Source organism: Bacteroides sp. AM54-2NS, assembly GCF_003602935.1.
Classification (GTDB): Bacteria; Bacteroidota; Bacteroidia; order Bacteroidales; family Bacteroidaceae; genus Bacteroides; species Bacteroides xylanisolvens.
The window spans coordinates 88,632-102,152 of the sequence record NZ_QTMZ01000010.1 but is presented as its reverse complement, the minus strand read 5'-3'; the positions used below and the strand labels follow the sequence as shown (position 1 = coordinate 102,152).

At 36.3% G+C, this 13,521-nt stretch carries 10 protein-coding genes; all 10 read left to right on the top strand.

The features are described from left to right. The 10 genes from DXA05_RS08800 (at position 1) to DXA05_RS08755 (ending at position 13,520) form a co-directional block, all read left to right on the top strand. A complete protein-coding gene (locus DXA05_RS08800; protein ID WP_072066928.1) occupies positions 1 to 1,134 on the top strand; it encodes a glycoside hydrolase family 88 protein in 1,134 nt (377 codons plus the stop codon). After that, positions 1,067 to 3,532, top strand: coding sequence for a sugar-binding domain-containing protein (locus tag DXA05_RS08795; RefSeq protein WP_128859066.1), 2,466 nt, complete (start codon positions 1,067 to 1,069; stop codon positions 3,530 to 3,532). Before DXA05_RS08800 ends, DXA05_RS08795 begins: the two co-directional genes overlap by 68 nt. Next, positions 3,517 to 3,795, top strand: a complete 279-nt coding sequence (locus DXA05_RS08790) for a hypothetical protein (RefSeq protein ID WP_165861500.1) — start codon at positions 3,517 to 3,519, stop codon at positions 3,793 to 3,795. Before DXA05_RS08795 ends, DXA05_RS08790 begins: the two co-directional genes overlap by 16 nt. Positions 3,796 to 3,994: 199 nt before the next feature. Then, a complete protein-coding gene (locus tag DXA05_RS08785; protein WP_128859064.1) occupies positions 3,995 to 4,648 on the top strand; it encodes a putative Ig domain-containing protein in 654 nt (217 codons plus the stop codon). Then, positions 4,630 to 5,394 carry a hypothetical protein gene (locus DXA05_RS08780; RefSeq protein ID WP_128859063.1) on the top strand — a complete coding sequence of 255 codons (765 nt, stop codon included), beginning with the start codon at positions 4,630 to 4,632 and terminating at the stop codon, positions 5,392 to 5,394. Before DXA05_RS08785 ends, DXA05_RS08780 begins: the two co-directional genes overlap by 19 nt. 12 nt (positions 5,395 to 5,406) lie before the next feature. Beyond that, positions 5,407 to 7,197 carry a family 43 glycosylhydrolase gene (locus DXA05_RS08775; protein ID WP_225449559.1) on the top strand — a complete coding sequence of 597 codons (1,791 nt, stop codon included), beginning with the start codon at positions 5,407 to 5,409 and terminating at the stop codon, positions 7,195 to 7,197. 56 nt (positions 7,198 to 7,253) lie between these two features. Then, positions 7,254 to 8,894: a sulfatase-like hydrolase/transferase gene (locus DXA05_RS08770; protein WP_072066931.1), complete on the top strand. Its 1,641-nt coding sequence runs from the start codon at positions 7,254 to 7,256 to the stop codon at positions 8,892 to 8,894. Positions 8,895 to 8,931: 37 nt separating this feature from the next. Beyond that, complete coding sequence (locus DXA05_RS08765; RefSeq protein ID WP_165861499.1) at positions 8,932 to 10,101, top strand: family 43 glycosylhydrolase; 1,170 nt, start codon at positions 8,932 to 8,934, stop codon at positions 10,099 to 10,101. Between the two features lie 214 nt (positions 10,102 to 10,315). Continuing rightward, the gene (locus DXA05_RS08760; RefSeq protein ID WP_128859062.1) at positions 10,316 to 12,112 is read left to right on the top strand and encodes a glycoside hydrolase family 2 TIM barrel-domain containing protein; all 1,797 of its coding nucleotides are present in this window, start codon (positions 10,316 to 10,318) and stop codon (positions 12,110 to 12,112) included. Between the two features lie 187 nt (positions 12,113 to 12,299). After that, positions 12,300 to 13,520, top strand: coding sequence for a sialate O-acetylesterase (locus DXA05_RS08755; protein WP_128859061.1), 1,221 nt, complete (start codon positions 12,300 to 12,302; stop codon positions 13,518 to 13,520). The last annotated feature ends 1 nt before the right edge of the window (position 13,521 follow it).

The window sequence follows — 13,521 nt, the reverse complement described above, 5'->3', positions numbered from 1 at the left end:
ATGGAAAAAGTAAAATTACTTGTAATAGAGGTACTCTTATTTCCTATTACATTCTTGAACGCTATGATTCTGGATTCATCTGCTGTTTTGAATACAGTTAATAAAGTGGTAGACTGGCAGATAGAACATTATTCTGATATGAACAAGAATCGTATTTATAAGTCATTTGGTGATTTGAGTTGGGAGAATGGTGTATTCTTGTCTGCCTTAAGCGAATGGGCAGAATTCAGAAATGACAGCAGTTTGATATCATGGTATAGAAATATCTGTGAGCGTAACAGATATAGTCTTTCTACTGCTAATCACAGAATATACCATGCTGATGATTTAGCTGTTTGTCTTATGTACGCAACTCTTTATGATAAAACTGGTAAAGATGAGGTTATTCATCATACATTATCACGGCTTGAGTTTATAATGAATCATCCCTCAAAAGCTGTTTTCGGGGAAAAAAGTAAGCATGTAAATGACAGATGGTGTTGGTGTGACGCTCTTTATATGGCACCTCCAGTCTTCGCCAGGTTTGCAAATATAACTGGTAATAATAAGATGAGAGATTTTATGGATAAGGAATTTTGGGATACTCATAAATTTCTCTATGATGAGTCCGAATCATTATTTTTCCGTGACGCCAAGTATTTTAAACGTACAGAGAAAAATGGTGAGAAAGTGTTTTGGGGAAGAGGAAATGCTTGGGTTCTAGCTGGGTTGTCAAGAATTATCACTTATCTGCCTTCTGATTATCCGTCAAGGAGTAAATATATTTCTCTTTTTAAAGAAATGGCTTCAAGAATTGTTTCACTTCAGGATAAGCGTGGTCACTGGCATGCCAGCATGTTAGATCCAATTTCTTACCCAGATCCTGAAATGAGTTGTACTGCATTCTTTACTTATGCTTTGTGGTGGGGAATAAATAACGGAGTGTTAGATGAAGAAATATACTTAAAAAGTGCAATCAATGGGTGGAATGCAATAGTAGGTAGTGTGCAGAAAGATGGTATGCTCGGTTGGGTACAGCCTGTGGGTCAAGACCCGAAGAAAGTAACTGCCGAAATGACAGAAGTATATGGACCGGCTGCTGTTATGCTTGCAGCAATGGAAATTCTTAAATTTAGTGATGGATTTGCTTTATAATAGTGTAATAATTATAATTCCTATGTTTAAATATTTTATTACTTTCTTCGTATTTCTTTATTTCTTTTGTGATGTAAAAACATCTTATTCACAAAATACAAAGGACACTCTTCTAAAACAGAATGAACATTTTTCAAATGCCGGATATTTTTCTGTTGAGAACTCTCCTAGAAAAACTTTAAATTTCAATATCGGTTGGCGCTTTTTCAAGGGCAGCGTTGAAGGTGCTTATAAAGAAGATTTTGATGATAATTCCTGGGAGGGAGTTAATTTGCCTCATGGTCTTGAAATATTAGGTGATAATGCAAGTGGTGGTAGAAATTATCAGGGAGAAGCCTGGTATAGAAAGAAATTTAAAATCTCTGAATCCGAAAGAAATGCAAGATTGTTTATCTATTTTGAAGGTATTATGGGGAAGTCTAAAGTTTGGATTAACGGTAAGGAAATAGTTAGTCATTATGGAGGTTATCTTCCGTTTGCTGCTGATATAACCGACGTTGTGAGACATGGTAATAATGATAATACAATAGCAGTTCTTGCTGACAATTCAGATGATACCTCATACCCTCCTGGAAAACAACAGTCCGGATTGGATTTTTCTTATTTCGGCGGAATTTACAGGGATGTATATCTCATTTCAACTCAATCTGTATATATAACTTTACCTCAACTCTCAAAAACAGTAGCTGGTGGAGGGGTTTTTGCTGCTACTTTGAGTGCTAAGGTGAATAAGGCTGATATCGCAGTTAAAACTGAAATCTGCAATTCTGAGGCAGAGCCTAAAAGAACTAAGCTTGTAACTACAATAGAAGATACTGATGGTTATACACTTGAGCAAGTATCCGAATCAAAAGTAATCAAACCTGCTGAAACCTATTCATTTAATCAAAGAATAAATGTTTCAGGTATAAAATTGTGGCATCCTAACAATCCTAATCTGAATTTCATAAAGACTGAAGTATGGGTTGATGGAATCATGGTAGATGCTATAAAAACACGTTTCGGAGTAAGGAGTGTAAAGATGAACGGCCCTAAAGGGCTTTATATAAATGGCGAACCTTTCAATGAAAAGCTTATCGGAGCTAACCGTCATCAGGATTATGTACATGTGGGCAATGCATTGCCAAATTCCGGTCAGTGGAGAGATGTCAAGAAGTTACGCGAAGCAGGTTGCAATATCATAAGAGTTGCACATTATCCTATGGATGATGCTTTTTATGATGCTTGTGATGAGTTTGGGGTTCTTACTACTTCAGCTAATCCGGGGTGGCATTTCTTTAATTTTAAGAATGAGCTGTTTGAAAAACGATTGTATGAAGATACAAGGAATCTTGTACGTAAGGACAGAAATCACTGTTCTATAATAATGTGGGAAACAGCATTGAATGAAACTCCACAACAGCCAGGTCATGTTATGCATAATATGCATCTGGCAGCACATGATGAGTATCCGTATCCTGGCTTTTATACAGTTACTGATATTCAGGAAGCAAAAAAGGGTGGCTTCGATATTTATTATCATGGGGATGATGAAAATGTCAACTCATTTATCAGAGAATGTGGAGATGGAAATGAGGTAGATAACTGGTATTCACAGAATGCAGTGACAAGAGTTAAACGTGCATGGGGTGAAAAGGCTTTGCTTGATCAGGCAGAGAATATCTCAAAGACATTTTCTAACTTGTATGGTTTGCCTCCCGTGAAATTAGGTGGGGCTCTTTGGGCTGGAATAGAGCATTATAGAGGTTACCATCCTGATCCGTTTTTGGGAGGTCTAATGGATATGCACAGAATACCAAAATATTCGTACTACCTTATGAAGAGTCAGATATCTCCTGATGTGAAAATAGAAAACATAGAAAGCGGACCTATGGTAAGGATTATGAATGAACTTACTCAATTATCTTCTGAAGATATATATGTATATAGCAATTGTGATGAAGTAAGATTGTATGTAAACGGGAAAGTAGTAGGGGTGCAGAAACCAGAAAAATCTTATGGACATTTGCCACATCCGCCTTTTATTTTTAGAAATACGTTTAATTTCATGTCGTTGAAAAGTATTGGTCGTAACAGGGCTTTCAAATATGAAGTGAAGGTGGAGGGAATAATTGACGGTGAGGTGGTAGCTGAGCATGCTAAACTTTATCCATTAAGATCTTCGGCATTGAAATTGGAAGTTGATGATGAGAATATGGAACTTGTTGCTGATGGCTCGGATTTCGTTCCGATAAGAGCTTATGTGGTCGATGATAATGGTACGGTCAAGGTCTTGTCATCTGAAAAGATTCATTTTGAGATAGAAGGACCGGGTAGTATAATTAATCCGATGCCTGTGAAATCTGATTTGGTGTGGTCACAGCCCTTGTTCGTTCAGATATTGTGTCTGGTGAAATAAAAGTAAAGGCTTATTCAAATGGATTGAAAGGTGCTGAGATTATATTACATTCAAGACCAATGAAAACAGCTGCTGTTTATAATAAGGACTATTTGAATCTTTCGAAAAAGAATGTCAAAATGAATGTGGTTAATATTGACTCCGGCAACACTTCACAAAATACTGATGCTAAAAAATATAATGATGAAATCAAGCATCTGCATCAACAGATTGTGGGATACGAGCAAGAACTCATGGAGCTAAGGAGTAAAGTCAAAGAATAATAAATTTTAAAATTAAATATATCATGAAAAACAAGATTTTATTATTTTCTATAATTGGTCTTTTATCTTCTTGCGAAACAGAAGATAAAGTTTATAATCCTCAGTATGGAGAAGGTTATTATATATTAACTCCCAAAGTAGGTAATAAGCCGAGAATCAATGGTCCTGAAGTATATGGGTACGTCCTAAACATGAGTTTATGTATTCAATACCTGTGACAGGACAGAGACCAATGGATATATTTGTGACGGGTTTGCCTGAGGGGCTTTCGTATGACATGAAAAAGAATATTATATCAGGTATTCTAAAAGATACTATAAATAAAACCTATACGGTGAATTTTAAGGCTGTGAATTCTCTTGGAAGTGCAGAACGCAAATTCGATATTGTAGTAGGTGATGAAATAGCTCTTACTCCACCAATGGGGTGGAGTAGCTGGATTTGTTATAAAAAGAATGTTACTCAGGATGGTGTCTTAAAGCAGGCCAAGGCTTTAAAATCAGTCGGACTGGACAGGTATGGTTACTCTTATGTAAATATAGACGACGGGTGGCAGGGGAATTTGCGAGGTGGTAAATATAATGCCATAATGCCTGATAGTGAAAAGTTTCCTGATATTGTGGAATTGAGTGAAAATATTCATGATATGGGACTTAAATTTGGTATCTATTCTACCCCTTGGATTTCTTCATATGCTGGTTACATAGGAGGAAGCAGTAATAATGAGGATGGGAAATGGGACAAATCGATGCTTATAAACTTTAAGAAAAAGGAAATAGAAGGCAGAGCATCGCGTCATGGTAAATTTAAAATGGATGCTAATGACGCCAGACAGTGGCTGATTGGAAAATAGACTATATGAAATATGATTGGAATCCCAATGATTCTGCAAGTATTGTCAGGATGGCTATTGCGTTAAAGGAATCAGGACGTGATATTGTATATTCTATTTCAAACTCGTGTCCATTGTCCGAGGCTGTAAGATGTAAGGAATATGTGCAGGTATTCAGAACCGGGGGGGATATCAGAGCCAGATGGTCGAAGGATAGGGAACACTTGAATTTGCTCGACAACTGGAAGAATCATAACAAATGGTTGAGAGAAGGTTATGAAGGTGGCCCGGGACATACGCCTGATGCAGATTTTCTGATGGTTGGTCTACAGAAATATGGAAGTGATGACAGTCTGACTGTTGACGAACTATATCATCACGTATCATCATTCATGTTGTGGGGAACACCTCTGCTGCTGAGTTGTGATTTAAACGCTCTAAGTGAGTTTGAGATGAGTCTCTTGACTAATGTAGAAATGCTGGATATCAACCAGGACAGACTTTCTAAACCGGCCAAGCATTACGACCATGGTAATGGAATAGAATTGCTGGTTAAGGATCTTTCTGATGGTAGCATAGCGTTGGGAATCTTCAACTTCAACAATGAGGAAACTTCAGTAGAAGTTCCATGGAGTGAAATAGGCATTTCAGGTAAAAAAAATATTCGTGACGTTTGGCGTCAGAAAAATATTGGTACATATAAGAATGCGTTTAAGACCATGGTAAGACCTCATGGATGTGTGGTGGTTAAAATAATTGACAAATAAAATATGCATTTTATGAGAATAAATAAATTAGATTTAATAAAGTTATTATTGTTGTATGTATTTATTACTCCCACGTCTTTGTACTCACAGACTGAGTTCAAATATACAGGCAATCCGCTTGTCCGTCATATCTTTACAGCAGATCCAACCGCTCGTGTTTTTGACGGTAAACTTTATGTATATACTTCTCATGATTTGAAAGATGCTGATTATTATACAATGAAAGATTGGCGTGTATTTAGTACTGACAACATGGAAGACTGGATAGATTATGGTGATTTCTTTGGATTGGATGATATACCTTGGGCTAAAAGTATGGCTTGGGCTCCAGATTGTGTAAAGCGTGGTGATAAATATTATTTCTACTATCCGGTTGAGCGTACAAAAATTGGAGTTGCTGTTTCCTCAAATCCGGTTTCCGGATTTAAAGATTCCGGAAAACCTTTGATAGATAATACTAGTAATGTTAAACTGATTGGACCCGAACCTATAGATCCTTCCGTTATCATAGACAATGGCCAGGCTTATATTTTTTTCGGATGCAGAGAATTCAGATGGGCTAAACTTAATGATGATATGGTAAGCATTAAAGGGAAAATCAATAAAGTTAAGCTGATAGGAAATGAAGGAGATAAGGAAGGATTTGGAGGTTATTATGGTGAAGGTCCGTTCATCTTTAAAAAGGATGGTCTGTTCTATATAATTTATTCCAATGGATGGGGTAATCAGTCTACTATTGTATATGCAACATCAAAGTCTGTTGAAGGACCTTTTGAATATAAAGGTGAGGTCATAAAAAATGTAGGTTGCTCTACTTCTCATGGCTCTATTGTGGAATTTAAGAATAAATATTATTTGTTTTATCACACAAGGGATTTATCCGGACATAATAACCGACGTTCAGTATGCTTTGACTTGATTTCTTTTGACAAGAACGGCAATATCGTTCCTGCCGTAAAGACCACTTCGTCTTTGGTTTCCGGTAAAGATTATTATACCGGCAAAGGACGTATAGCTTTAAGTTCCGATGGAAATATGCATGATAATGATGATATGCAGGCTACAATGATGAGCCTTATGATTCTCGCTAAAGCCGGACTTCAGGATAAGACATCGCTGTACGTCTATGCTGATCATGTATGGGGAAGTGAGAAAAATGATTTGGAAATTATGCGTCATAGTGCTGAAGAGTGTGGAAAGAGATTCTCTTTTGACAACACAAGGTTCATAGCGGCAGTGGAAAACCCTGAACAGGCATATGAAGCTATGTGTAATGAAATCTTAAAATCAACAGCCGAAAATCCTCTTTTTATAGTGGCTGCAGGTCCGATGCAAGTAGTTGGAGAAGCTTTGAACAGAGCCTTCAGGAAAGAACCGGCATCTTTAAGCTATGTCACAGTTATTTCTCATTCCGAGTGGAATAATGAACATGCTGATAAGCCTCATGCAAATGAAAAACCTCATTCAGGATGGACATGGAATAAAATGGAAAAATCATTTGGACAGAGAGTGAATTTTAATTTAATTTCCGACCAAAATGGAACGGGTATAAGTGAAAATGCCTATAAGTCAAAAAATAAATTCAAGGCACCTTCATGGATTAGCTGGGAGTGGATGAAGGAAAGTAGTGACTCTGATGTAAGATGGGTTTACGAACAGACCCGTAAAAAACCGGCAGGTCCGGATTTTTCTGATGCAGGTTTAGTGTATTATTTGTGTGCTGATTTGGATGGAGAAAGAGGCGATGAGAATGGTAATCCTATAAAATTAAAATATTGGCTTGAACAGGTGGATAAGTATTAGTGAATTTAATTTATAACCCTAAATATATTGTATGAAAAAGATAAAAATTGAAAATTATGGATAGTAAATTTTATTTTATCAGTACATTTTTAACAATTCCCAAATTACTGATATCTCAAGATATTTGTTTGCAAAATGAATACAATAAGCTGTTTGGAGCAAAACCTGAATCTAAGGAGTCTGCAGATTCAATGAATGTTTTACTTATAACGAGTGATCAACATCATTGGATGGCGGTGGGGTATAATGATCCTAAATGCAAGACTCCTAATTTGGACCGACTTGCAAAGTATGGAGTTGTTTTTGACAGGGCATATACCACTAATCCAACAAGTACTCCTGCTCGTGCATCTATAATAACGGGAATGTATCCAAGTCAACATGGAGCCTATGCCTTGGGTACTAAATTAATGGAGAATGTTCCTTGTTTAGGAGATTATCTTAACGATGAGGGATATCAAACGGCTTTAGTTGGAAAGGCTCACTTCCAACCATTAAAAGCTACTGCTGAGTATCCTTCAGCTGAGGCTTATCCTTTAGTTCATGATTTAGAATTTTGGGAAAAGTTTAATGGTCCTTTTTATGGTTTTAATCATGTTGAACTAACAAGAAATCATGGAGATGAGGGACATGTGGGGCAACATTATGCTCTATGGCTTGAAGATAAAGTGGGCGATAAATGGAAGGAATGGTTTTGTAAGCCTTTGGGCAAAAAGGATAAAAAAGAGTTTGGAGAGTGGAGTATACCTGAGAGGTATCATATGAATGCATGGATTACAGAACGTTGCAATTCATTAATAGATGATTATATTAAGGAAGATAAGAGGTTTTTTATTTGGGCAAGTTTTTTTGATCCACACCCACCTTATTTGTTGCCTGAACCATGGGCTTCAATGTACAATCCCGATGATATGGATATTCCTGAATCATATGGCGATGATGTATCTGATATGCCTTTACAATACAGAATGACCAGAGATTCCAAATTAGATAAACATATCTACGATGAGGGAGCTCAATCATTTCATGTGCATGGGGTAGGATCACGCGTAATACACAAAGATAGGGTGAAGGTTTCCAAAGCTTACTATTATGGTATGATTTCTATGATGGACTATTATATAGGAAAAATATTGGATAAACTGGAGCAAGAGAATCTCTTGAACAAAACGCTAATTATATTTACTACCGATCATGGGAATTTTATAGGTGAGCATGGATTGGGGGCAAAGGGTGTTTTCGATTATGAAGATGGTGTTAAAATTCCATTCATAGCTTCATGTCCTGGAGTCATACCTGAAGGTAGGCGTACAAATGCTCTTGTTTCATTAGCTGATATAGCTCCTACGGTTTTAGATTTCCTGAAAATAAAAATACCGTCAACGATGACAGGGGTAAGTCAGCTTAATGTCATGAAAGGAACAGCAGACAAGGTTAGGGAACATGTTTTTATAGAGAACCATTTTCAGATGACTAAGTTTTATTTTAAAACCTATGTTAATGGGAGATATAAATTATCTGTTGATATGAACAGTAATGAGGGAGAACTTTTTGATTTGGAAAACGATCCCAATGAAATGGAAAATCTTTGGGATAATCCAAATTATAAAGACATAAAACGTGAATTGTTGTTGGAGTTTATACAAAAGTCCATGAAAACAGAACCCGTGGTAATGCCAAGAATTGCTGTCGCTTGATATACTAATTTTGATATACTAGTTTGCTTATATGAATATGAAATGCTTTATTCTTAGTAATAACAATATATACAAAACTTTGTTTATTATTATATTTTTGATGGCTTTCAATGTCGTCAGATGCAATAATGGTAGTGAAATTATTGTAAAATCGATAATTCCAGATAGGGGTGTTGTGGATCCACATGTAATTATTGTTAATGACACTTTATATTGCATGTTTGGTCACGATAAATCATGGCACACGGTTGACACTTGGGTGATGGATAGATGGGAGTTGTGGGCAACTACAGACTTGACGGAATGGACTCACATATTAGATATCTCTCCGACTTCGACTTATTTAGGGGATAAACCAAATTGTTGGGCCGGTGATTTTGCAGAAAGGGATGGTAAGTTTTATTGGTATTTTTCCAACAAAGATATAGATACTGGTGTTATGGTTGCTTCGTCAATGTATGGTCCATGGAGCGACTCTTTAGGAAAACCTTTATTACCTAAAGGTTTAGCCAAGACTAAGTCTTATGATCCTGAAATCATCAAGGAGGGTGATAGATATTATATCATGTGGGGAGCCGGAACATATTATATTGCAGAATTGGATGATGATATGGTTTCATTAAGAACTAATCCTGAAATGGTTGTTATTAATGACGACTCAGGTAATCAGGTTCCTACAGCCGATAAATCGTGCGTGTTTTTTAGGAATGGATGGTACTATCTTTCATGGGGGAATAAATATGCTATGTCGAGAAGACTTAAGGGACCTTATCGATTTATTGGTGAATTCCCTGCAGGGGGACATGCCAGCGTCTTTGAGTTTAAAGGTAAATGGTACGCTATCCAGGAAAAGAGTGAAACTAATATTTTTTATAGAGGAACTCAAATCAGAGTGCTATCTTTTAATCAAGATGGAACAATAATTTTGTCCCAAGAAGAAAATGATTCGTCACATGTGAAAGCTTATAATTTCAAGTACTCTACACAAGGATGGTCGGGAGAAACCGGAACTGAAGTAAAACGTGATTGTCCTTATAATATTTATGGACATACTACAGCAAAGAATGCAATCATATCTTCTACCAAATTCTTACATTTCCAGGTAACAGATAATTCGAAATTAAAAATAAGACTTAAAAATGTCAGTAAATCCAAGACAATAAAAGTTGCTGTATGCAGCTATAACTTTGACAAGGGCTTTTTTTAACTGGCTCCCAAATATGTAGACTGGAATGTTCAGGAGTGGGTTGAAAAAGAATTGTTATTACGTGATGATTTATATCAGGAGGTGACAATCAATTTGAATGAATTTAAAACTATAGGTAAATTTGTTCATCAGGTTGCTATAATGCCGGTACCAGATATGATTGATGCTGAATGGCAGATAGAAAGTATTACAATAAATTAAAAATTTATACATTATGAATTACAAAAAAATTAAGTTGTTTCTAATTTTGATTATAATTAGCGCTCCCGGTATTTTATATGCAGATATTTCCATGCAGAATGTGTCAGGTAGGGAGAAACAGAGTTTGAATGGTGTATGGAATATTCTTATCGATGCATATGACGAGGGGTTGAAAAAAAAATGGTATATCCTTAGAGATTCAAATAATGGTGGACTTAATGAGCTTTGCTACGAGGGAAATCTTACATTGAGAGTTCCGGGCGACTGGAACCATCAGTTGCCTGAATTGGATTTATATGAAGGACATATTTGGTATCAGCGTAGGTTTGACTCTAAAATCCTTCCAAATAAAAGAATGTTTTTACATTTTGGAGCTGTAAGTAATAACTGTATTGTCTTTCTTAACGGTGAAAAGATAGGTGAACATAAGGGAGGGTTTACTCCTTTTCAGTTTGAAGTAACCGGAAAATTAAAGGAAAAAGATAATTATATTATATTACGAGTAGATAATATAAGAGGTGAAAACTCTATTCCGGCTCTTAGTTTTGATTGGTGGAATTATGGTGGAATAACAAGGAATGTTGATTTAGTGTATGTTCCTGAAAATTATATCCAAGATTATTTCATACGTCTAGACAATGATGATACCGGGAAGTTGGACATCACAGTCGAATTAAATGGTGAAAATGTGTCCGGAAAGGAGATAGTTGTTGAACTGAACGAAATAAATAAGAAAATCACTTTAAAGACAGACGAAAATGGTATTGCTCATTCATCAAAAAAGATTTCATTAGAACTGTGGTCACCTGAGAAACCTAAGTTGTATGATGTTGCGATTACATCCGGTAATGACAAAATAACAGACAGAATAGGATTCAGAAGCATAAAGGTTGATGGCAATAAGCTCTTATTAAATGGGGAACCTATATATTTACGAGGAATTAACTTTCATGAAGAGATAGCCAACGAGAAACGGAGAGGGTATTCTAAAGCTGATGCAGAGTTTCTTGTAAACAGCGCATTAGAAATGAATTGTAATTTTATTCGCCTGGCTCATTATCCTCAAAGCGAATATACTGTAAGGCTTGCAGAAGAGAAGGGTATCTTAATGTGGGAAGAGATACCATTGTGGCAAAAAATTAATTTTGCTTCAGAGGATGTCTGTAAACTTGCGGAGACTATGGCCGATGAGATGATTGAAAGGGATAAAAACAGATGTGGTGTGATTATATGGAGTATCAGTAATGAGACTTCAAAATTTAGCAAGCCAAGAAACAAATTCCTGGCTGAATTGGTTACTAGGGTAAAGAGCTTGGATAATACGAGACTGGTATCTTCTGCTCTCCACCAGTCACAAGCTGTGAAAGAAGGAGAATGGACAGTAATGAAACTTGAAGACCCTTTAATTGAGTTCTTGGATGTAGTGGGATATAATAAATATCTTGGTTGGTATCAGAAATTCCCTTGCGAGCCGGAAAATCTGAAATGGGAAGCGTATGGAAAACCTCTTATAATAAGTGAGTTTGGGGCTGAGTGTGTACAAGGTAATGATTTAGGAGATACTACTAATCTGAACTCGTGGAGCGAAACTTATATGGAGAATGTTTATAAGAAGGATTTAATATCTTTCGATAACTCAGAAGATATAGTAGGACTTTCACCTTGGATTTTATTTGATTTTAGAGTCCCTCGTCGTTCGCATGCTTTATTTCAAAAAGGGTGGAACAGGAAAGGGTTAATATCACCGGAATATAGAAAGAAAAGGGCATGGTTTGTGATGAAAGATTATTATGATAAAAAAAGTAAATAAATGAAAAAGCAGTTATTGGTAATCCCCGTTTTGTTATTAGCTTTATCGCATATAAATGCTAAAGTTAAACTACCTTCAATATTAGCTTCACATATGGTTCTCCAACAAAATTCGGTCGTGAAACTATGGGGATGGAGTGATAAATCAGGAGTAGTGAAAATCAAAACTTCATGGAGCGCTAAACTATATGTGGCAAATATCTCAGAAACGGGGAAATGGACGGTTGATATTTCGACTCATCGGCCGGAGGACTTATAATATAATTTTTGATGATGGGGATAGACTTAGCATTGATGATGTTTATCTGGGAGAAGTGTGGTTTTGTTCCGGACAATCAAACATGGAAATGCCTGTTAAAGGATTCTATGGTCAACCGGTTATCAACTCTGTTGAGACTATTGCTAATGCAGACAAAAATATTCCGATTAGACTTTTTAAAGTGGAAAGATGTATGTCGAAAATGCCACAAGAAGATTGTAACGGTACATGGAACGTTAACTCTCCGGAATATGTCGCAGATTTTAGTGCGGTTGCATATTTTTTTGGTAAGCAGCTTTATAATACACTAAAAGTTCCTATTGGATTGGTTAATTCAAGCTGGGGTGGTACTAATATTACTTGCTGGATGTCTTCCGATGCTCTGAAAAAGTTTCCAGATATCTCTCAGGGGTATTTAGCCACTGATGAAATATCGCAAAAACCTCAACCTGTTACGTTATTTAATGGAATGGTAAATCCAATAAAGGATTTTAATTTCAAAGGTGTTATATGGTATCAAGGTGAGGCTAACAGGGCTAATCCTGAAGAATATAAATTATTGTTTCAGTCTTTTGTGAAAGATTGGAGAAGGTTGTTCTGTAATGATACTATGCCTTTTTATTATGTACAAATAGCTCCTTATATGTATTTTAAAAATAAGAGCAATATTCAGGCTGCATTGTTGCGTGAAGTGCAGATGGAGTGTGAAAGTATAATAAATAATGTCGGTATGGCTGTTCTTATGGATTCTGGTGATTCATCGACTATTCATCCGTCAAAAAAGGATATTGTAGGTAAGCGTTTGGCATATAAAGCTCTAAGTCATACGTATGGTATAAGTTCTATCTTATCAGATTCACCTAGATATGCATTAAAAAGAAGAGAAGGCAATAAATTGGTTCTATCTTTTGATAGAATACCATTAGGTATTACTTCATTTGGGAACGTATTGAGGAATTTTGAAGTTGCAGGTTCGGATGGTGTATTTTTACCGGCTGAAGCGAAAATTGTTGATCGTGAAAAAGTTGTGTTATGGAATGATGATGTAAAAGAGCCGGTACATGCAAGATATGCTTTCAGGGATTTTGTAATCGGCGATTTGTTTGGAGGAAATGGGATGCCAGTATCATCTTTCAGAACTGACAGATAAC

Excerpts from the sequence above, each read along its gene's own strand:
- DXA05_RS08800 (WP_072066928.1), top strand. The coding sequence starts at position 1 with ATGGAAAAAGTAAAATTACTTGTAATAGAGGTACTCTTATTTCCTATT.
- DXA05_RS08755 (WP_128859061.1), top strand. The coding sequence starts at position 12,300 with ATGTGGCAAATATCTCAGAAACGGGGAAATGGACGGTTGATATTTCGA.
- DXA05_RS08770 (WP_072066931.1), top strand. The coding sequence starts at position 7,254 with ATGGATAGTAAATTTTATTTTATCAGTACATTTTTAACAATTCCCAAA.
- DXA05_RS08775 (WP_225449559.1), top strand. The coding sequence starts at position 5,407 with ATGAGAATAAATAAATTAGATTTAATAAAGTTATTATTGTTGTATGTA.
- DXA05_RS08760 (WP_128859062.1), top strand. The coding sequence starts at position 10,316 with ATGAATTACAAAAAAATTAAGTTGTTTCTAATTTTGATTATAATTAGC.
- DXA05_RS08785 (WP_128859064.1), top strand. The coding sequence starts at position 3,995 with ATGTATTCAATACCTGTGACAGGACAGAGACCAATGGATATATTTGTG.
- DXA05_RS08765 (WP_165861499.1), top strand. The coding sequence starts at position 8,932 with ATGAAATGCTTTATTCTTAGTAATAACAATATATACAAAACTTTGTTT.
- DXA05_RS08795 (WP_128859066.1), top strand. The coding sequence starts at position 1,067 with ATGGACCGGCTGCTGTTATGCTTGCAGCAATGGAAATTCTTAAATTTA.